General features: G+C 71.6%; 16 protein-coding genes. 13 read left to right on the forward strand and 3 right to left on the reverse strand.

What is annotated here, in order from left to right; genetic code table 11:
- Nucleotides 1–42 precede the first annotated feature (42 nt).
- The 10 genes from ASF96_RS15060 to ASF96_RS15105 all read left to right on the forward strand — a co-directional run bounded on the left by ASF96_RS15060 (nucleotide 43) and on the right by ASF96_RS15105 (nucleotide 9,011).
- A complete protein-coding gene (locus tag ASF96_RS15060) occupies nucleotides 43–981 on the forward strand; it encodes a carbohydrate ABC transporter permease (protein ID WP_055832911.1) in 939 nt (312 codons plus the stop codon).
- Nucleotides 981–1,898: a carbohydrate ABC transporter permease gene (locus ASF96_RS15065; RefSeq protein WP_055832913.1), complete on the forward strand. Its 918-nt coding sequence runs from the start codon at nucleotides 981–983 to the stop codon at nucleotides 1,896–1,898. Before ASF96_RS15060 ends, ASF96_RS15065 begins: the two co-directional genes overlap by 1 nt.
- Nucleotides 1,899–1,901: 3 nt before the next feature.
- Nucleotides 1,902–2,573 carry a hypothetical protein gene (locus ASF96_RS15070; protein ID WP_055940517.1) on the forward strand — a complete coding sequence of 224 codons (672 nt, stop codon included), beginning with the start codon at nucleotides 1,902–1,904 and terminating at the stop codon, nucleotides 2,571–2,573.
- A 17-nt stretch (nucleotides 2,574–2,590) separates the two neighbouring features.
- Complete coding sequence (locus tag ASF96_RS15075) at nucleotides 2,591–3,772, forward strand: glycoside hydrolase family 88 protein (RefSeq protein WP_055940520.1); 1,182 nt, start codon at nucleotides 2,591–2,593, stop codon at nucleotides 3,770–3,772.
- Nucleotides 3,766–4,629 carry a fumarylacetoacetate hydrolase family protein gene (locus tag ASF96_RS15080; RefSeq protein ID WP_055940523.1) on the forward strand — a complete coding sequence of 288 codons (864 nt, stop codon included), beginning with the start codon at nucleotides 3,766–3,768 and terminating at the stop codon, nucleotides 4,627–4,629. The genes ASF96_RS15075 and ASF96_RS15080 overlap by 7 nt, the downstream gene beginning before the upstream one ends.
- On the forward strand, nucleotides 4,626–5,390 hold the full coding sequence (gene kduD, locus ASF96_RS15085) for a 2-dehydro-3-deoxy-D-gluconate 5-dehydrogenase KduD (RefSeq protein ID WP_055832921.1): 765 nt from the start codon (nucleotides 4,626–4,628) through the stop codon (nucleotides 5,388–5,390). Before ASF96_RS15080 ends, kduD begins: the two co-directional genes overlap by 4 nt.
- Nucleotides 5,391–5,442: 52 nt before the next feature.
- Nucleotides 5,443–6,288 carry a 5-dehydro-4-deoxy-D-glucuronate isomerase gene (kduI, locus tag ASF96_RS15090; RefSeq protein ID WP_055940526.1) on the forward strand — a complete coding sequence of 282 codons (846 nt, stop codon included), beginning with the start codon at nucleotides 5,443–5,445 and terminating at the stop codon, nucleotides 6,286–6,288.
- Nucleotides 6,288–7,226 carry a sugar kinase gene (locus ASF96_RS15095; RefSeq protein WP_055940529.1) on the forward strand — a complete coding sequence of 313 codons (939 nt, stop codon included), beginning with the start codon at nucleotides 6,288–6,290 and terminating at the stop codon, nucleotides 7,224–7,226. The genes kduI and ASF96_RS15095 overlap by 1 nt, the downstream gene beginning before the upstream one ends.
- Complete coding sequence (locus tag ASF96_RS15100; protein ID WP_055940531.1) at nucleotides 7,213–7,836, forward strand: bifunctional 4-hydroxy-2-oxoglutarate aldolase/2-dehydro-3-deoxy-phosphogluconate aldolase; 624 nt, start codon at nucleotides 7,213–7,215, stop codon at nucleotides 7,834–7,836. The genes ASF96_RS15095 and ASF96_RS15100 overlap by 14 nt, the downstream gene beginning before the upstream one ends.
- A 131-nt stretch (nucleotides 7,837–7,967) precedes the next feature.
- Nucleotides 7,968–9,011: an NAD(P)-dependent alcohol dehydrogenase gene (locus ASF96_RS15105; protein ID WP_055940535.1), complete on the forward strand. Its 1,044-nt coding sequence runs from the start codon at nucleotides 7,968–7,970 to the stop codon at nucleotides 9,009–9,011.
- 282 nt (nucleotides 9,012–9,293) lie between these two features.
- On the opposite strand, the gene pgm is transcribed toward ASF96_RS15105, so the two are convergent.
- Nucleotides 9,294–10,940 carry a phosphoglucomutase (alpha-D-glucose-1,6-bisphosphate-dependent) gene (gene pgm, locus ASF96_RS15110; protein ID WP_055940538.1) on the reverse strand — a complete coding sequence of 549 codons (1,647 nt, stop codon included), beginning with the start codon at nucleotides 10,938–10,940 and terminating at the stop codon, nucleotides 9,294–9,296.
- A 196-nt stretch (nucleotides 10,941–11,136) separates the two neighbouring features.
- Between pgm and ASF96_RS15115 the strand changes: the two genes are divergently transcribed.
- The 3 genes from ASF96_RS15115 (at nucleotide 11,137) to ASF96_RS15125 (ending at nucleotide 15,454) form a co-directional block, all read left to right on the forward strand.
- Nucleotides 11,137–12,546 carry a lipocalin-like domain-containing protein gene (locus tag ASF96_RS15115; protein WP_055940541.1) on the forward strand — a complete coding sequence of 470 codons (1,410 nt, stop codon included), beginning with the start codon at nucleotides 11,137–11,139 and terminating at the stop codon, nucleotides 12,544–12,546.
- 123 nt (nucleotides 12,547–12,669) lie between these two features.
- Nucleotides 12,670–13,323, forward strand: a complete 654-nt coding sequence (locus ASF96_RS15120; protein ID WP_055940546.1) for a LuxR C-terminal-related transcriptional regulator — start codon at nucleotides 12,670–12,672, stop codon at nucleotides 13,321–13,323.
- Nucleotides 13,316–15,454 carry an ATP-binding protein gene (locus tag ASF96_RS15125; protein WP_055940549.1) on the forward strand — a complete coding sequence of 713 codons (2,139 nt, stop codon included), beginning with the start codon at nucleotides 13,316–13,318 and terminating at the stop codon, nucleotides 15,452–15,454. The genes ASF96_RS15120 and ASF96_RS15125 overlap by 8 nt, the downstream gene beginning before the upstream one ends.
- Here the strand turns inward: ASF96_RS15125 and ASF96_RS15130 are convergent.
- The gene (locus tag ASF96_RS15130) at nucleotides 15,426–16,985 is read right to left on the reverse strand and encodes a carbohydrate-binding protein (RefSeq protein WP_055940552.1); all 1,560 of its coding nucleotides are present in this window, start codon (nucleotides 16,983–16,985) and stop codon (nucleotides 15,426–15,428) included. The genes ASF96_RS15125 and ASF96_RS15130 overlap by 29 nt on opposite strands.
- Nucleotides 16,982–19,210 (reverse strand): glycosyltransferase family 2 protein, encoded by a 2,229-nt coding sequence (locus tag ASF96_RS15135; protein WP_055940555.1) that lies wholly within the window; start codon nucleotides 19,208–19,210, stop codon nucleotides 16,982–16,984. The genes ASF96_RS15130 and ASF96_RS15135 overlap by 4 nt, the downstream gene beginning before the upstream one ends.
- Between the last annotated feature and the right edge of the window lie 91 nt (nucleotides 19,211–19,301).

Below are 19,301 nucleotides of genomic sequence, written 5' to 3' on the forward strand. Positions count from 1 at the left end.
GGGCCGGCCACCCCTGAGATCCCCTCGAGATCTGGAGACACCATGGCGACCATCGCCGACACGCGCCCGCGGGCGCCGAAGACCGGGCGTCACGGCGAGCGACGCCGCTCGCGTCTGACGCTGCGCAGCACCCTCATCGGGTGGAGCTTCATCCTCCCCAACTTCCTCGGCTTCGCCGCCCTGACGCTCGTGCCCGTCGTGACGCTGTTCTACATGTCGATGACGAACTGGAACGTCTTCGGCTCGTCGGCGTTCGTGGGCCTGGCCAATTTCGAGCGACTCCTGGGCGACGGCAGCTTCCGCATCGCCCTGTTCAACACGCTCTACTACGCGGCGCTGCACATCCCGCTGACGATGATCGTCGCGCTGGGACTCGCGCTGCTGCTGAACAACAAGCTGCGCGGGGTCGCGTTCTTCCGCACGGCGGCGTTCTTCCCCTACATCACCTCGATCGTCGCGATCGCCGTGGTGTGGAACCTGCTGTTCAGCCCCGAGTACGGCCCCATCAACGAGATCCTGCGCTTCTTCGGGCTGCAGAACCCGCCCGGATGGCTCACCTCGTCGGAGTGGGCCATGCCCGCCGTCGTCATCATCAGCACCTGGCGAGACATGGGGTACTACATGATCCTCTTCCTCGCGGGACTGCAGACCATCCCGCGCGAGCTGCAGGAGGCGGCCCGCGTCGACGGCGCCAACGTCTGGCAGCGCTTCGTGAACGTCACCCTCCCGTGCCTGCGGCCGACGACGTTCTTCGTCACCGTGATGCTCACCATCAACTCGTTCAAGATCTTCGACCTGATCCTCGTGATGACCCAGGGCGGGCCCGGGCAGTCCACGCTCGTGCTCTCGCAGTTCATCTACCAGAAGGGCTTCCAGGAGAACCAGTTCGGGTACGCCTCGGCGGCCTCGATCGTGCTCTTCCTGCTGTGCATCGTAGTGACCCTGGTGCAGTTCTTCCTCAACAAGAAGCGGGACGCCTGATGACCGACCTCCTCGTTCCCGACGCGACCCGCACGCTCGTGACGGCCGGCGCCAAGCCGCCGCGTCGCCGACCGGTCGCCGGCTCCGCGCGACCCGTCCGCCGGGTGGGGCGCATCGTCGGCTACGCCGTGATGATCCTCGCCGCGGCAGCGCTGCTCATGCCGTTCTTCTGGATGATCATGAGCTCGCTGAAGACGCCCAACGACGTGTTCAGCGCTCCCGTGAAGTGGTTCCCCGAGACGTGGGTGTGGAGCAACTACATCGACATCTGGACGCAGTCCGGCATGCTGACGTGGATCCGCAACACCCTCGTGCTGGCGGTCGTCGTGACCTTCCTGCAGGTGCTGACGGGCTCGTTCGCCGCCTACGGCTTCTCGCGCATGCGGTTCCCCGGACGCGACGTGCTGTTCCTCGTGTACATCGGCACGATCGCCGTGCCGTGGCAGTCGTACATGATCCCGCAGTTCATCCTGCTCTCCAACGCCAAGGTCTCGAACACCCTCTGGGCGATCATCCTCATCCAGGCGTTCGGCGCCTTCGGGGTGTTCCTCATGAAGCAGTACTACGACACCATCCCCGAGGACCTCTCCGAGGCCGCGCGTCTCGACGGCCTCAGCGAGTACGGCATCTGGGCGCGCATCATGGTGCCCCTGTCTGTCCCCGCCATCGCCAGCCTCACCATGCTGACCTTCGTCGGCACGTGGAACGACTACCTCGGGCCGCTGATCTACCTGCGCAGCCCCGACCTCTGGACCATCCAGCTCGGGCTGCAGAGCTTCGTCAGCACGCTGTACGACGCCAACTACGCCCTGCTGTTCGCGGGTCTGACGATGTCGGTCGTGCCGATCGCGATCGTGTTCCTCTTCGGGCAGAAGTACTTCGTCGAGGGCATCGCGACCAGCGGAATGAAGGGCTGAGCCATGCGCCGCATCTCTCACGACACCTACGCGAACATCTTCTCGACGGTCTACCTCGGGCTCATGGTCAATCTGCTGCTGCTGGTCGGCTGCGCGCCCCTGGTGTTCCTGCTGCTCACCACCGACCCGGTGATGTCGTGGCCCCTGCTGGCGATCGCCGCTCCCCTCGCCGCGCCCGCCCTCGCGGGGGCCCTGACGGCCTTCCGCGCTCACGGCCTCGGCGACGGACGGGTGATCCGCACCTTCTGGGCGGGGTGGCGCGCCAGCGCCCCGAAGGCCCTGGTCATCGGAGCGCTCGTCGCGGTGGTGCTCGCGATCGTCGTGGTCGACGTGCGCGCCGTGTCGGCGGCATCCTGGGCCGTCGTGGTCGTCCCCCTCTGCGCGACGGTGGCGCTGCTCGCCCTCGCGACGACGCCGGTGGCGCTGACCGCCCTCGTCGAGGCCCCCGGGACGCCGCTGCGCGTGCTGCTCTCGACCGCCGCGGTGCTGGCGGTGCGCCGCTGGTACCTCAGCGCGGTGAGCCTGCTCGTGCTCGCGGGGCAGGCCGTGCTGTTCACCACCTCGCCCGCGCTGGCCCTCGGCCTCACCGCCGCGCCCGCGCTGTACCTCGTCTGGGCCAACGCCCGCTTCGCCCTCCGCCCCATGCTTCCGGCCGACGCCACCGTCGCCGTCTGATCAAAAGGATTCCCCGAATGACGACCTCCCCTCCCACCGCGCGGGTGGACACCGACCGCGCCATCGCGCAGGTGCTGGCCACGATCCGGGCCAACATCGCCGCGTTCGGCACGCGCTACCCCGACGACACCACCCGGGACAACCGGTATGACTTGCGACCGGCCGTGCCCGGATTCGACGAGGGCGCCAACCGCGGGTGGACCACCAGCTTCTGGCCGGGCATGCAGTGGATCGCCTTCGACCTCACCGGCGACGCCGACTTCCGCGACGCGGCCCTCGCGCACGCCGCCGACTTCGGCCGCCGCGTCCGCGACGAGGAAGACCTCGACACGCACGACCTGGGGTTCCTATACACGCTGTCGTGCGTGGCCCCGACGCGCCTGCTCGCCGATGACGAGCGTGCAGAAGACTCCCGCGCCGCCGCGCTCTCGGCGGCCGAGCACCTCATGTCGCGGTACCTGCCGTCGGCCGGCGTGATCCAGGCGTGGGGCAACCTCGCCGACCCCGCTCAGCGCGGACGCACGATCATCGACAGCCTGATGAACATGCCGCTCCTCACCTGGGCGGGCGAGCAGACCGGCGATCCCCGCTTCGGCGAGGTCGTCGCCCGGCACACCACCGAGCTGCGTCGACACATCCTGCGGCCCGACGGTTCGACCTTCCACACCTTCTACTGGGATGCCGCGACGGGCGAGCCCCTGCGCGGGGCGACCGAGCAGGGGGCGTTCGACGACTCGTGCTGGGCGCGCGGGCAGGCGTGGGGCATCTACGGCTTCGCGCTGAACCACCGTGCGACCGGCGACGACTCGCTGCTGGCCGCGTCGCGCACGTGCGCGGAGTACTTCCTCTCGCACCTCCCCGCCGACGACGTGCCCTACTGGGACCTCGTCTACAACGACGGCGCCGAGGCCCCCCGCGACAGCTCCGCGGGAGCGATCGCGGTGTGCGGTCTGTACGAGCTCGCCGGCGCCGATCCGGCGAACGCCGAACGGTGGCGCGCGGCGGCCGACCGCATCCTGGCCTCGCTCATCGCCCGCTACACCCCGGCCGAGGCCGCCGACGCCGACACGGTGCTGCTGCACAGCGTCTACGACCTGCCCAAGAACGTCGGAGTCGACGAGGGCACCCTCTGGGGCGACTACTTCTACTTCGAGGCGCTCGCCCGCGCCGCCCGTCCCGACTGGCGGCCGGTGTGGTGAGGCTCGCGCGGGTCGCCGCCGACGGCGACGAGCGTTCGGTCGCCGTGCTGTCGGCGAGCTCCGGCGACCGCCTGCTCGACCTCGGTTCCCGGCCGCTGCCCGAGCTGTTCGCCGAGCTCGACGGCATCCGGGATCTCGTCGCCACCGCGGATGCCGAGACCCTGCCGCCGCTCGACCCCTCGGCGCTGCGCGCGCCGGTCGTGCCGCGCTCGCTGCTGTGCCTGGGGTACAACTACCGCGGGCATGTGCCCGACGGGGTCGACCCCACCGCCGACGACCCGGCCACGCCCGACGTGTTCGTGAAGACGGCGAACACGCTGGGCGGTCCGGCCGATGCCGTCGTGATCCCCGCCGTGGCCGACGACGTCGACTACGAGGGGGAGATCGCCGTCGTCATCGGCCGACGGGCGCACGGGGTATCGCTCGACGACGCCCTGTCGTACGTCGCGGGCTACACCCTGCTCAACGACGTGTCCGATCGGTCGTGGCAGCGTCGACAGAGCCAGTGGGCGCTGGGCAAGTGCTTCGACGGGTTCGCGCCGCTGGGGCCCTGGATGGTCACCGCCGACGAGATCGATCCGCAGGACCTCGTCGTCGAGGTCGTGCGAGACGGCCGGGTCACCGTGTCGCAGTCGACGGCGACGACGATCTTCTCGGTCGCCTTCGTCGTGCACTACCTCAGCCAGGTGCTGACGCTCGAGCCCGGCGACGTCGTCTCGACCGGCACGCCGCAGAAGCTGGCCGCCGCGCAAGCCGCGCACCGACCGCTCGCCCCCGGCGACGCCGTGACCGTGCGCGTCGCGGGGATCGGCGAGCTGACCACCGTCTTCACCTCACCCTCGGGAGCACCCGCATGATCCTCGACACCTTCCGCCTCGACGGCCGCGTCGCCGTCGTCACCGGCTCGAGCCGCGGCCTCGGCCAGGGCGCGGCCCTCGCGCTCGCCGAGGCGGGCGCCGACCTCGTGCTCATCGACCGCGGCGACGCCGAGCACACCGCGGAACTCGCTCGCGGGCTCGGTCGGCGCGTGCACACCGTGCACCGCGACTTCGTCTCGGCCACACGCGACGAGCTCGCCGCGGCGATCGACGAGGCGGCCGACGTCCTCGGTCGCGTCGATATCCTCGTCAACAACGCCGGCACCATCCGCCGCGCCCCCGCCGCCGAGCACGGCGCCGCCGACTGGGACGACGTGCTCGCCGTCAACCTCGACGCCGTGTTCCACCTCTCGCAGGCCGCCGGCCGTCGCATGATCGCGCAGGGCTGGGGGCGCATCGTCAACGTCGCCTCGATGCTGTCGTTCCAGGGCGGCATCCTCGTGCCCGGCTACGCGGCCTCCAAGCACGCCGTCGCGGGACTCACCAAAGCCCTCGCCAACGAGTGGGCGGCCTCGGGGGTCACCGTCAACGCGATCGCCCCGGGATACATGGCGACCGACAACACCGCCCCCATCCGCGCCGACGCCGACCGCGAGGCCTCGATCCTCGCGCGCATCCCCGCCGGACGCTGGGGGACCCCGGGCGACCTGCAGGGCGCGTTCGTGTTCCTCGCCTCCGACGCCGCGGCCTACGTCACCGGCACGGTGATCCCCGTCGACGGCGGCTGGCTCGTGCGCTGACGCCGCCCGCTCCGCCCCTCGCCTTCCCGACCCCGAACCCCAGGAGAATCGCATGACCGCCTCCATCCCCCAGCGCTACGCGACCCACCCCGCGCAGATCCCCGGCATGGACACCGCCGACCTGCGCGAGCGTTTCCTCATCGACGACCTCTTCGTCGCCGGCGAGGTGCGGTTGACCTACACGCACCACGACCGCATCGTGCTGGGCGGTGCCGTGCCGGCGGGCGCTCCGCTGCCCCTCACCGGTTATCCCGAGATCCGCAGCGAGTACTTCCTCGAGCACCGCGAGGTGGGCATCGTCAACGTCGGCGGGGCCGGCATCGTCACCGCCGACGGCGAGGTGTACGAGCTCGTCACCGGCGCGTGCCTGTACCTGGGACGCGGCATCCGCGACGTCGTGTTCGCCGATGCGGGCACCGACGCCGACGGGGCGCAGTTCTATCTCTTCTCGGCGCCCGCGCACACGAGCTACCCCGCGGCGCTGGTGTCGCCCGGTGAGGGAACGGTGCGCGAGCTCGGCGACCAGGTCACGAGCAACCGCCGCACCCTGAACCAGTACATCCACGAGAACGGCGTGCAGAGCTGCCAGATCGTCATGGGCGTGACCCTGCTGCACCCGGGCTCGATGTGGAACACGATGCCGGCCCACACGCACGATCGGCGCACCGAGTGCTACCTCTACTTCGACGTGCCCGCCGACGCCCGCGTCGTGCACCTGATGGGCGAGCGCGAAGAGACCCGTCACCTCATCGTGGGCGACCGCCAGGCCGTCATCTCGCCGAGCTGGTCGCTGCACTCGGGGGTCGGCACGGCGGCGTACTCGTTCGTGTGGGCGATGGCGGGCGAGAACCAGGCCTTCGACGACATGGATGCCGCGCCCATCACCGACCTGCGCTGATGACGGGGGTGCTGCTCGCCGTCGGCGAGACGATGGCGATGCTCGCGCCCTCCGACGGGGGAGGGGTCGTCGATGCCGCGGCCTTCCTCGTCGACGCGGGCGGGGCGGAATCGAACGTCGCCGCCCACGCCGCCGCCCTCGGGATGACGGCGCGCTGGCACAGTCGCCTCGGCGCCGACGCCCTCGGCGATCGCGTGCTGCGGCAGGTCGCCGCTCGGGGCGTCGACGCGGCGTCGGTCGTCCGCGACCCCGACCGCCCCACCGGTCTGTACGTGAAGGACCCGGGCCGGGGCGTGCGGTACTACCGCCGCGGGTCGGCGGCCTCGGCCCTCGCCGAGGACGATGCCGACGACCTGGCCCTCGCCGGGGTCGACGTGCTGCACGTCTCGGGGATCACCGCCGCCCTGTCGTCGTCCGCCCGGGCGTTCCTCGTCGCGGCGATGGCGCGGGCGCGTGCGCTCGGGGTCACGGTGAGCTTCGACGTGAACCACCGCGCGGCGCTGTGGTCGGCGGCGGACGCGGGCCCCGTCCTCGCCGATCTCGCAACGGCCGCCGACGTCGTCTTCGTCGGCCGCGACGAGGCCGAGACGCTGTGGGCGACCCCGCGCGACAGCGACGTGCGGGCGCTTCTCGACGGCGTCGCGGAACTCGTCGTGAAAGACGGTGACGTCGGCGCCACGGCCTTCCACGGCGAGGCGCGCACGTTCGTCCCGGCGCTGCGGATCGAGGTGCTCGACGCGGTGGGGGCCGGAGACGCCTTCGCCGGCGGGTACCTCGCCGCCCGCTCCCGCGGGCTCGGTGTCGCCGACCGGCTCGCCGCGGGACACGAACGCGCGGCGCTGACCCTGCGCACTCTCGGCGACTCCCTGCACGACACGGCCGCCCTGCCGGCATCCACCCTTCGCCCTCTCGATCGGAGCGACCATGCTTCCCGCTGACGACACCACCGCCTTCTTCGACGCCCGGTTCGCCGGAGCCCCGCTCATGGCGATCCTGCGCGGCATGGGCCGCGAGCGGTCGCTCGCGGTGGCGGCCACCGCGTGGGACCTCGGCATCGACGCCGTCGAGGTGCCCCTGCAGACCCCCGCCGACGAAGAGGCGCTGCGGGCTGTGTGCGCCGCCGCGGCCGAGCGCGGGCTGCGCGTGTGCGCCGGCACGATCGTCGACCCGGCGCAGGTGCCCGTCGCCCAGGCCGCGGGCGCGGCGTACCTCGTCTCACCGGGGCTCGACCCGGCGGTGGTGGCCGCGGCGCGGGCGCATGGCATCCCGATCCTGCCGGGGGTGGCGACGCCCAGCGAGGTGCAGCTCGCGGTGTCGCTGGGGCTCCGCTGGCTCAAGGCGTTCCCCGCCTCGTGGCTGGGACCGGCGTGGTTCCGCGTCATCCGCGGGCCCTTCCCCGACGTGCGGTTCGTGGCCACCGGGGGACTCGACGCCGGCAACGCGGCCGAGTTCCTGGATGCCGGGGTGCGCGTCGCCGCGGTCGGATCAGCGCTCGAAGACCCCGCGCAGCTCCCGCGCCTCGCCACCCTGCTCACCCGCCCGTCCTAGCCCCCGCCTCCACCCCCGCCCCCCGGCGCGTGAGTCGTGGCACCTCGCGCACATCCGTGCAAGCCCGCGCCGACCTCGGCGTGCCCGGGGGAGGATGGATGCATCCGCATCGACCCCTCCTGAGGAGACCCATGCACGTCAACGCCTACGCGGCGTCGTCCGCGACTTCGCCCCTCGAGCCCACGACCATCGAGCGCCGTGACGTCGGCCCGAAGGACGTCCTGATCGACATCGCCTACGCCGGCATCTGCCACTCCGACATCCACACCATCCGCGGCGAGTGGGGCGACGTGCCCTACCCCCTGACGGTGGGCCACGAGATCGTCGGAACGGTCGCCGAGATCGGCTCCGAGGTCACCTCGCACAAGGTCGGCGACCGCGTCGGCGTCGGCTGCATGGTCAACTCGTGCCGCGAGTGCGACAACTGCCTCGCCGGCGAGGAGCAGTACTGCGAGAAGGGCAACATCGGCACCTACGCCGGTAAGGACGTCGACGGCTCGATCACGCAGGGCGGCTACAGCGAGAAGATCGTCGTCGACGAGCACTTCGTGCTGCGCGTCCCCGAGTCGATCCCCTACGACAAGGCCGCCCCGCTGCTGTGCGCCGGCATCACGACCTACTCGCCGCTGAACCACTGGAACGCCGGCCCCGGCAAGAAGGTGGCCATCGTCGGCCTCGGCGGTCTCGGTCACATGGCCGTCAAGATCGCCCACGCCATGGGCGCCGAGGTCACCGTGCTCTCGCAGACGCTGAGCAAGAAGGACGACGGCCTCAAGATGGGCGCCGACCACTACTACGCGACTAAGGACGAAGAGACCTTCGCGACGCTGAAGAACACCTTCGACCTCATCGTCAACACCGTCAGCGCCCCGCTCGAGCTGAAGAAGTACCTCGGGCTGCTCACGCTCAACGGCACGATGGTCAACGTCGGCGCCCCGCCGGAGCCGCTGCCCATCCAGGTCTTCACGCTGTTCACGAACCGTCGCTCGTTCGCCGGTTCGTCGATCGGCGGCATCCGCGAGACCCAGGAGATGCTCGACTTCTGCGCCGAGAACGGCATCGCCCCCGAGGTCGAGGTCATCTCGGCCGATCAGATCAACGAGGCCTACGAGCGCGTGCTGAAGAGCGACGTGCGCTACCGCTTCGTCATCGACGCGGCGACCTTCGCGTCCTGATCCCGATCGCCCCGGCCCCGACGCTCCCCGGAGCGCCGGGGCCGCGGCATCCGGTCGCGGGCACGCCTGCGGGCAGACGCCCTTGTTCGCTCCGCCCTCCGGCGCGCGGGCCCCGGCCCCCCGCGCATAAACGCTCTTCCTGCGCATAAACGCGCAGGCGTCGTGTTTATGCGCAGGAACGGCGTTTATGGATGCCGTAACCCCGGCCCGCGACGCGCCCCGGCCCGCGAGCAGCAAGAGAAAGCGGCGCCGCCCCGAAGGGCGACGCCGCTTCCTCGCGCGTCAGGCCTGGCCGAGAGCGGCGGACACGACCGCGCGGGCCTCTTCCTGCACCTCGCGCAGGTGGTCTTCGCCGCGCAGCGACTCCGCGTACAGCTTGTAGACGTCTTCGGTGCCCGAGGGGCGCGCGGCGAACCAGGCCGACTCGGTCTGCACCTTGAGGCCGCCGATCGCCGCGCCGTTGCCCGGAGCGTGCGAGAGCTTGGCGACGATCGGCTCGCCGGCCAGCTCGGTGGCGCTCACGGCATCGGGTGACAGCTTCGACAGCGTCGACTTCTGCGCGGGCGTCGCGGGAGCATCGACGCGCTGGTAGGCCGAGGCGCCGAACTCGGCCTCGAGCTCGGCGTACCGCTGCGACGGCGTCTTGCCGGTGACGGCGAGGATCTCGGCGGCGAGCAGGCACAGCAGGATGCCGTCTTTGTCGGTGGTCCAGACCGTGCCGTCTTTGCGCAGGAACGACGCCCCGGCCGACTCCTCGCCGCCGAAGGCGACGGAGCCGTCGAGCAGCCCCGGCACGAACCACTTGAAGCCCACGGGCACCTCGAGCAGCGTCTTGCCGAGCGAGGCGGCGACCTTGTCGATGATCATCGACGACACGAGCGTCTTGCCGATCGCGGCGTCGGCGGGCCAGCCCGGACGGTGCGAGAACAGGTAGTCGATCGCGACGGCCAGGTAGTGGTTGGGGTTCATCAGTCCCGCGTCGGGCGTCACGATGCCGTGGCGGTCGGCATCGGCGTCGTTGCCCGTGAGGATGTCGTAGTCGGTGCGCGCGGCGACGAGCGAGGCCATGGCCGACGGCGACGAGGGATCCATGCGGATCTTCTCGTCCCAGTCGAGCGTCATGAACTTCCAGGTCGGGTCGACCTCGGGGTTCACGACGGTGAGGTCGAGGCCGTACACCTCGGCGATGAGCGCCCAGTACTCCACCGAGGCCCCGCCGAGCGGGTCGGCGCCCATGCGGACGCCCGCGCTCTTGATGGCGTCGATGTCGATGATGGATGCCAGGTCCCGCACGTACGCGTCGCGGAAGTCGTACTGGCCGAGGCTCTCGAGGTCGATGTCGGCGTGGCGGGTGCGCTGCACGCCCGACACGCCCGCGGCGATCAGCTCGTTCGCACGGTCGGCGATCCAGCCCGTGGCGTCGGTGTCGGCGGGGCCGCCGTGCGGCGGGTTGTACTTGAAGCCGCCGTCGCGCGGAGGGTTGTGCGACGGGGTCACGACGATGCCGTCGGCTCGGCCCGGGTCGTCGGCCGCGCGGCCCGTGTTGTAGGCGAGGATCGCGTGGCTGAGAGCCGGCGTCGGCACCCACGCGTCACGGGAATCGACACGCACGTCTACACCGTTGGCGACGAGCACCTCGATGGCGCTGCGCTCGGCGGGCAGCGACAGTCCGTGGGTGTCGCGGCCGAGGAACAGGGGCCCCGTGATGCCCTGCGCCGCGCGGTAGTCGACGATCGCCTGGGTGGTGGCGAGGATGTGGTCTTCGTTGAAGCTGGTGCTCAGCGACGAGCCCCGGTGACCACTGGTGCCGAAGGCGACGCGCTGCTCGGGCACCGCGGCATCCGGTTTGCGGTCGTAATACGCCGCGATCAGTTCGTCGATGTCGATGAGATCGGATGCCTCTGCGGGCTGCCCTGCGCGACTGCTCATGCGCCCAGTCTGCCCGCTGCGTCCGACATGCGCACACGCCGTGACGCAATTCTGCGGGAATCCCTTGCTCGGTGCACCGCTTCCGATCGTGCGCACGACGCTCGCCGCCGGGCCCGTTCGACGGTGAGGGGGCGGCCGAATCGCGCCGCCACAGACCGACACCCCACTCGACACCCGTCGTCACTACACTCCGACCATGAGACGTCTGTCGTGGGGGGCCCGCTTCGTCGGGATCGGACTTGTCGTGGCGGCGATCGTGGCGATCGTGAAGGGGAAACCGAGCGGAGTGACCGCGCCGTCGGTCCCCGTTCCCGACAACCCGCTGTGGAAGGGGACGACGAAGCCCGCTCCCGTCCCCGAAGAGAACGTCGTCCTCAGCCTGCCGAAGGACATGTACCGGCACGCGGGGGCCCCGACCGAGTGGTGGTGGCACATCGGGACGCTCCGGGCGGGCGACCGCGTGTTCGGTTTCGACATCAACGCCGCATCCTTCACCGGCCAGCACTTCGGGATGTCGCAGATCTCGCTCAGCGACGTCGAGGGGGGCCGCCACTACGAGCGCACGCAGGTCTACGGACCCTCGCCGATCGGGGTGTTCGACGTCAACTCCTGGGCCGAGGGCGACCCGTCGAAGCCGTGGTACGCGCGACTGGGCGACCCGTCATGGCTGGTCGGCGGGTTCAGCGTCACGAACACGGGCTCCGGCTACACCGAGGCGCCCTCCGTCCACTTCGAGGGTGACGGCACCGGGGCCTCCGCCGTCGCGATCCTCGACGACAAGGGCGGAGTGACCCAGATCATCCTGCTGAAGCCCGGGTCGGGGTACACGACCACTCCGACCGTGACCCTCGTCGGCGGCGGTGGTTCGGGAGCCACCGCGGTGGCCGTGCGTCATTCCGTCGTCATGACGGCGCCCCAGGCCGACCCGACGCGCGACATCTCGGTCACGGCCGTCCTCCAGGACGCCAAGACGCTGGACGAGGTCGAGTTCGACCTCACGTTCTCGCAGCAGGGCCGACCGATGTTCGTCTTCGGAACGGGAGTGGAGCCCAGCGCGACGAGCCAGAGCTTGAAGAAGGACAACTACTACTTCTCGTTCACCCGGCTGAAGGCGACCGGCACCATCACCTTCGGGGGCGAGACCTTCGAGGTGACCGGCACCACCTGGATGGACCACGAGTACGGGTTCTTCGGTGGCAACTCGGCCGACACCCGCGTCCGGTGGCTCCTGCAGGACATCCAGCTCGAGAACGGGTACACGCTCTCGACCGCCGGCATGATCGGCGAGGGGTACAAGCCCGAGATCGGCGTCTCGGTCGACGCTTTCGCCACCATCCAGGACCCGAACGGTGAGATCTACTACGTCGCCAGCACGATGACCCCCGTCGGCGAGCTGTGGACGAGCCCCTCGACGGGCAACAGCTACGCGCAGCAGTTCCGGGTGCAGATCCCGTCGTTCGACTCCGACATGCTGATTTCGACGCGGCTTCAGGACCAGGAGTTCTCGGCGAGCGGCGCGCCCATCTACGAGGGAACCGCCGAACCGACGGGCACCTTCCTCGGCGAGAGTGTTGCGGGAGACGCCTGGATCGAGCAGGCCTTCTAGGCGCTCCGCGGGTCCGGCCCAGGCCGGGCCCACCCCGACTCGGGCCGCGACCGTTCATCGTCCCCGTGCACCGCTTGTAAAGGATGCCGCGTCGCCGGTGCCCGGGTGAGACATACTCGTGCCATGGGTGAAGGGGACGTCTCGCGCGTGGCGGTCGTCGATGACCACGAACTGGTCGCCCTCGCGATGCAGGGACTGCTCGCCGGGGCCGGGGGCCTACGTTTCGTCCGCCACGAACCGACCGTCTCGCGTCTCGTCTCACGCGCGTGCGACGTGGAGCTGGTTCTACTCGACCTGAGCCTTCGCGACGACTCCTCGCCGGGCGAGAACGTCGCGGCGATCCGCCGCTGGGGCGCTCACGTGCTCGTGCTCACCTCGGGGGAGGACCCCTACCTCGTGCGCGCGGCCTCGCGCAGCGATGTGTGCGGCATCGTGCGCAAGTCCGCCCCGTCGACGGCTCTGCTCGCCGCGATCGTCGCCGCCGCACGCGGCGAGCACGTCGCCACCACCGAGTGGGCGTCGGCGCTCGACACCGACCCCCTGCTCGACGCCGCGCCCCTGACGGAGCGGGAACGTCAGGTGCTCGGCCTCTACGCCTCGGGTCTCGCCGCCCGCGACGTGGCCGCTCAGCTGTTCATCTCCGAGAACACCGTCAACGATCACCTGCGGCGTATCCGCGCCGTGTATCAGCTGGTGGGTCGGCCGGCGGCGACCAAGGTCGAGCTGTATCAACGTGGGGTGGAAGACGGATACGTCCCCCGCCCCCGCCGTGGGTGACCTCCACGCGGGTTCGCTCGCCGCCCGCCGGGTGATCGCCGGGGCCTCCGGGTTCCTGGTGACGGCGGTGGCCGTGGTGACCGTCGCCTTCCTCGCGAGCGGCGAGCAAGGCGGCCTCCCGCTCTGGTACCACGCGCTCGGGTGGTGGTCGGCGGCGCTGACGGTCGCGCTCGCGCTCGCGGCTCCCATCCTCCGCGAGCGCGCGCTGCGGGTGGGGGCCGGAGCGGCCGTGGTGTCGTACCTGGCCGTGGTGGCGCTGTTCCCGGTGGCCGCGGAGGCGGGGCACGTCGAGCGCATGCCCTGGCTGCTCACCGCCTCCAGTGCCGGGGTCGCCGCGGCCCTCGTCGCCGCAGGCCCGGGGCTGGGCTGGGTGACCGTGGTGCTGGCGGCGGTCGCCGGGGTCATCTATCGTCTGCGTTTCGGCGGGTTCGACCTCGACGGCGTCGTCAACGACGCCCATGCCGTGCTCACGGCGGCGGTGATCTGCGCCCTCGGGGGGTTCGTGCTCTCGGCCGGACGCGGTCTGGATGCCGCGGCTGCCGCGCGCCGGGAGGCCGGCGAGCGCGAGTCGGCGGAGCGCGGTCGGCTGGCCGCGCGCACCCGGACGGCAGCGCTCGTGCACGACGAGGTGTTGGCGACGCTTGCTCTGGCCGCCTCGACCGTGGCGGTCCCCCTCGATCGCCTCGCCGCGCAGGCCCGTCGTGCGGCGCTCATGGTGACGCGTCTGGCGCACGAGGAATCCGAGGACTCCTGGCCACTGGAGGCCGCCCTCGCGCGGGAGGCGCGGCGTCACGATGCGCGCTTCACCGCGCGCGTGGACAGTCCGCTGCACGTGTCCGATCCCGTGCGTGAGGCGATCGTGGGGGCGTGTCGGCAGGCGCTCGCCAACGCCGTCCGGCACGCAGAGGAAGCTCCCCGTTCGGTGACCCTGACGGTGCGCTCCGCGATGATCGAGGTGGTCGTCGCCGATGAGGGTGCGGGCTTCGAGGTGTCCGACATCGCCGACGACCGACTCGGCATCCGACACAGCATCGTCGGGCGCATGGCGCGCGTGAGCGGTGGCGGCGCCGAGGTGCAGTCGGGCCACGGGACGGGCACCCGGGTGGTGCTGAGGTACCGGCCCGATCCCGCACCCGAGATGGATGCCGACGCGAGCGGCCGTCCGCGCGGGCGCGCCGTCGCCTTGCTCGCCGCCGGCTTCGTCGCGCTGCAGGTTCTCTGCGCGGTCGCCGCCGCGCTCGCCGCCCCCGAGTCGTGGCCGCGGCAGGCGGCTCTGCTGGCGGTCGTGCTGCTCACGGCCTCGCTGGTGTGGAGCGCGCGGCGTGCGGCGCCGGCGTGGCCGCGCGCTGCCGCCATCACCGCCCTCGTCGTCGGGGGCACCGTCGTCGCGGTGTCGACCGCGCCGTTCTCTTACGGTCCGCTCTGGCCCGTGGTCGCCCTGGCCTTCTTCCTCGTCGTGCTGGCTCTGCGTGGACGCACGGGAACCGCGATGGCGGGAGCGGTGCTCATCGCGATCGTCGTCGCCGCGCGCGGCATCCTGGACGGCGCACTCGTCGGACAGACGGTGCAGCTGGCGGCCCGCCCCACGGTCATCGTGATCGTCGCCGTCGCCATGCTCCTTGTCGTGGCGCGGATGCGGCGGCGGATCGCGGCGCTGCACCGAGAGGCCGTGATCGCCGCCGAGAGCGAGAGCTGGTCACGGGCGGCGCGCGCCGAGCTGGGTCGGCGCACCGACGAGCTCGTGCGAACGGTGGTGCCGCTGATGGAGCGGATCGGTGCGGGGAGTCCCGCCTCCGCAGCCCAGCGCCGCGAGTACGCGGCCTGGGAGGGCCGCCTGCGCGACGAACTTCGCGCCGGTGGTCTGTCGAGGGAGCCGCTGCGCTCCGCGGTGGGAGCGGCGCGCGGACGCGGGGTCGACGTGGTGCTTCTCGACGACAGCGGGGAGTCCATCGACGAGGACGCGCTGGTCGCGGTCCTCGCGTGGATGGCGGCGGCCGTCGGCGAAGCCCGGCACGACGTGGTGGGCCGGCTTCACCCGCCCCACCGTGCCATGCAGGCCAGCATCGCCGTCGACGGGCGCGTGTCGCTGTTCGACGGTGCGCTCACGGCGCCTCCGCGGGCGCCTCGATGAGCTTCCACGGCGAGTAGTCGCGGTCGAGGACCGAACGGTCGGGACGCTGGCCGCGCGACCACCAGCGCGCCTCGTACCCGCTGCCGTCGTACAGCACGCGGTCGCCCTGGTTGTAGAGCGCGTCGACGTTCCAGTCGGGGTAGGTGCCCGCGGGCAGCTCGGGGAGGGCGAAGGGCACGTCGTCGGCCAGGACGGGGCCGACATACGTCCAGGCCGAGGCGGCGGCATCCAGGGTCGGGTCGTCGGGGACCGCCCCGTCTTCGTTCCACCACTTCGCGACGTACACCGAGCCGTGCCAGACGACGAAGACGCCGGCCGAGTAGAACGACTGCGACGACCACACCGGGAAGGGGCTCGTGTCCGCGTCGTCGGCGATCATCGGCCAGTCCTCCTGCGGAGCCGTTCGGCCCGCGGGGGTGCCGTCGCGATCCGCCCCGAGGATGCCGGCGAAGCTCTCGCCCGCCTGCTCCACCCCGCTGCACGACGTCGACACGACTCTCGGGCGGGGGTAGTTGCTGCCGCAGGTGCGGTCGCGGTTCAGCGACCACAGCGACATGCGGGCGACGCCCACCTCGGTGGTGAAAGCCTCGAGAGCCCGCGCGTCGTCGAGCGTGAACACCTCGTGCTCGATGTCGCTCTGACCGATCATCGGGGTGGCGCCCAGCAGCGCCCAGGCGCCGCCCGGGGGCAGGTCCCGCCCCGCGCCGCGCCAGACGTCGGCGACCTGCGCGGCCGTCTGCCGGAGGGCTCCGATGGCCAGGTCGGAGGTCGACACGCTGCGGTCGTCGGCGTTGAAGTCCATGGTCATGGCGTTCACGCCAGCCAGGGTCACCCCCGCGTTCAGCATCTCGGTGATCTGCGTCAGCCCCCGGTCGGTGAGACCGTCCGGAGCCACCGGGAGGGTGAGCCACACATCGAGCGGGCGCCCGGCTGCGGTGCGCTCCTGCTGCAGCTGGGCGACTGCGGCGTTGCGTCGCGCGGTCGCCGCCGCGTCGTCGAGGGCGTCGCCCTCGATGTCGAGATCCATCACGTCGGCCCCGTAACGATCCATCACCTCGCGGTACGCGTCGACCAGCGCCGAGACGGAGTCGCACGCCAGGGCGAGCTCGGAGTTCGCCGCACCCCCGAACGACACGGCCAGGGGGCGCCCCTCGCGGCGCACGCGCTCCACGCGACGGTCGAGCTGGAAGCGCTCCGCCGCGTCGTCCAGGCTGTACGCCTTGCCCCATGTCGGCGTGCAGTCGTCGTCGCCCGCCGCCACCACGAAGGCGAGCACCACGCCGCCCGGGCCCTCGGACATCGCGCTCCGCGCGAGCTGATCGCCCGAGTCGAGCGTCACGTCGTAATAGCCGGCGAACCACCGGTCGGCCGTCGGCGTGCCGTCCACGGGGGGTGGGAGCGTCGGCAGCACGGCCACGGCCGCGACACCGCCGCTGAGGGCCACCGCGACGACCGCGCTGACCACGAGCCGTGCGAACGACAGGCGCCGACCCGCGAAGCGCGACCGCGACCGAGCGATCACGGGGCTCACGAGGCGGCCCCCGCCAGCTCACGGGGACCGTCGTCGAGCACGGCGGTCCAGCGCTCGGCAGTGACCGAGGCGGCCGGCGTCTGTGCGGGAGGGGCGACCCAGATCCAGTCCATCCAGGCGAACCACAGATCGGACACGGCGTTTCGAACACCCACCAGCCGCAGCAGCGCCCAGACAATCGACAGGGTGGTGAAGGCGGCGAACACCGTCGTCCCCCACGCGTCGACGTACGCCGCGCGCACCCCGATCGCGGCGGCCGCGGCCGCGACCACGAGCGGGGCGATCAGGTACAGCGCCGGGACGCGGGTGCGCGCGGCCACCTTCGGCGTCCGGGCGAAGCGCGCCTTGCGGCCGCTGAGCGCCTGCGCGACCGAGCCGATGCTGCCGGCCAGATTGACCGGCAGCAGCAGCAGATTGAGGCCGTAGATCGCCACGACGTCGCGGCGACGGTAGCCGAGCGCGTGCAGGTCGGATGCCATCTCGGCGAAGTACGGCACGGCGATGAGCAGCAGCAGCAGTGTCACCAGCTGACCGTTCATCGGGTACAGCGTCAGCACGGCGAACAGGCCCAGCGTCACCCAGGCCACGGAGCCGAGGTAGTTGGTGCGCAGCAGCCGCTCGGCGAGCGTCAGCGGGCGCCCCTCGCGGCGGCGCTGCTGGATGAGGGCGCGGAGTCTCGGCAGGATGAGCAGACCCCCGTCGGCCCACCGACGGCGCTGGATGACGAGGGTGCCGAAGTCGGGCGGGGTGGCGCTGTAGCTCAAGCGCTCGGGGTAGTTCACCAGGGACCAGCCGTGCGCGGCCAGATCGATCGAGGACTCCGTGTCCTCGATCGCGGTGCGATCCGAGATGAAGCGCACCACCGGGATGCCGTCGTCGACGCTCACCCGTCGGAGTTGCTGCACCGCCTCCCACCGCAGCACCGCGTTGGCCCCGACCCAGAACGTGGCGTCGAAGGCGGTCAGCCCCTGGTGCACGATGTGCTGCAGATCGGTGGTCGCACCGGCGAGGCGTTCCAGCCGAGTCGGCGCACCCCGGTAGGCGCTGTACGGCGTCTGCGCGACGGCGATCCGGGCGTTCTCGGGCTGCTCGAGCAGGTGCACGAGCTGCGCGCAGTAGCCCGGGAGCAGCATCGAGTCGGCGTCGAGGGTGAGCACGAAGTCGCACGCGGCGACCTCGAGATCGGCGGGTCCGTCGCCGGCATCCTCCAGCACGAGCTGACCCGCGATCGCCGTCTCGCGGTAACGGCCGCCGATGAGTCCGAGGTAGGAGTTGAGGTTCATCGCCTTGTTCGCCGCGTGCGAGAGCGAGGCGTAGCGGCGCCTCTCGAACGTGCTCGCCTCGACGCGGAAGACGCGCACGAGACGCTCGAGCACCTGCAGCGCGCGTTCGCGCTCGAGTGGAGCGGTGCCGTTGTCGGCGGCCTCCCGCAGCGCCGCCGCCGTCGCATCGAGGTCGTCGGCGAGTCGTCGCAGCACCTCCTCGGCGAAGAAGACCTCGACGTGCGTGCGGGTGGGTGCGGCGTCGGCCTGCGCGCGCAGCCACTGGGCGCAGGCGGCGTGCTCGCGCATCGCGAGCTCGGTCACCTCGGCCGACGAGAGAGATCCCTCGCGGGCGCGGGCGGCGGCGGCATCCACCCGGGTGAAGACCGGCAGCAACGCGCTCGTCAGCTCGTCGGTGAGGGCGCGGCACCCCTCGAGATCGAGTCGCGCCGCCTCACCGACGGGATCGACGTCGTCGTCGAGCAGGAGCACGACGTTCAGCCGCGGGAACTCCTGCAGCGCGACCGACCACAGCCCCATGCGCACCAGCGCCGGATCCTCGGACCGCGACGGCAGGAGGGCCGTCAACCGCGGTTCGCGTCCGCAGAAGTGCTCGTCGAGGTCGATGCGCCGCACCCGACGGTGGGCGGCCAGGCGCGGAAGGGCACCCGAGCGGGCGAGGAGGTACATGCACGCCGACAGCGTCAGGAACGTCACCGAGACGAGGAACACCGTCGTCGTCACCAGCTGCTCGGCGTCGACGAGCGCGCCGCCGCGTGACAGCGCGACCACGACCGTGGCCAGGTAGAGCACCCACAGCACGATGCAGGCGACCAGCGCCAGGCGGGCACGGGCGATCCGAGCGGGCGAGGGCCGCGGATGGAGCACCGGCTGCGGACGACGATCGCGGTCGGTGCCGCCCTGCCGCCGGGGGACGCGGGGGTCGGTGGAGGTGTGGCGCATGACGGGTGTCTCTCTCCCTGGCATCCGGTGCGTCGGGTCGCACCGGACGGGCGCCAGCCGCGCGGGATGGACGCCGTACGGGCGACTCTGG

Source organism: Microbacterium sp. Leaf179 (genome assembly GCF_001423785.1).
Classification (GTDB): Bacteria; Actinomycetota; Actinomycetes; order Actinomycetales; family Microbacteriaceae; genus Microbacterium.

Bases quoted from the DNA above. Each gene is read 5' to 3' on its own strand.
- ASF96_RS15060 (WP_055832911.1), top strand. From the start codon at position 43: ATGGCGACCATCGCCGACACGCGCCCGCGGGCGCCGAAGACCGGGCGT.
- ASF96_RS15065 (WP_055832913.1), top strand. From the start codon at position 981: ATGACCGACCTCCTCGTTCCCGACGCGACCCGCACGCTCGTGACGGCC.
- ASF96_RS15070 (WP_055940517.1), top strand. From the start codon at position 1,902: ATGCGCCGCATCTCTCACGACACCTACGCGAACATCTTCTCGACGGTC.
- ASF96_RS15075 (WP_055940520.1), top strand. From the start codon at position 2,591: ATGACGACCTCCCCTCCCACCGCGCGGGTGGACACCGACCGCGCCATC.
- kduD (WP_055832921.1), top strand. From the start codon at position 4,626: ATGATCCTCGACACCTTCCGCCTCGACGGCCGCGTCGCCGTCGTCACC.
- kduI (WP_055940526.1), top strand. From the start codon at position 5,443: ATGACCGCCTCCATCCCCCAGCGCTACGCGACCCACCCCGCGCAGATC.
- ASF96_RS15095 (WP_055940529.1), top strand. From the start codon at position 6,288: ATGACGGGGGTGCTGCTCGCCGTCGGCGAGACGATGGCGATGCTCGCG.
- ASF96_RS15100 (WP_055940531.1), top strand. From the start codon at position 7,213: ATGCTTCCCGCTGACGACACCACCGCCTTCTTCGACGCCCGGTTCGCC.
- ASF96_RS15105 (WP_055940535.1), top strand. From the start codon at position 7,968: ATGCACGTCAACGCCTACGCGGCGTCGTCCGCGACTTCGCCCCTCGAG.
- pgm (WP_055940538.1), bottom strand. From the start codon at position 10,940: ATGAGCAGTCGCGCAGGGCAGCCCGCAGAGGCATCCGATCTCATCGAC.
- ASF96_RS15115 (WP_055940541.1), top strand. From the start codon at position 11,137: ATGAGACGTCTGTCGTGGGGGGCCCGCTTCGTCGGGATCGGACTTGTC.
- ASF96_RS15120 (WP_055940546.1), top strand. From the start codon at position 12,670: ATGGGTGAAGGGGACGTCTCGCGCGTGGCGGTCGTCGATGACCACGAA.
- ASF96_RS15135 (WP_055940555.1), bottom strand. From the start codon at position 19,210: ATGCGCCACACCTCCACCGACCCCCGCGTCCCCCGGCGGCAGGGCGGC.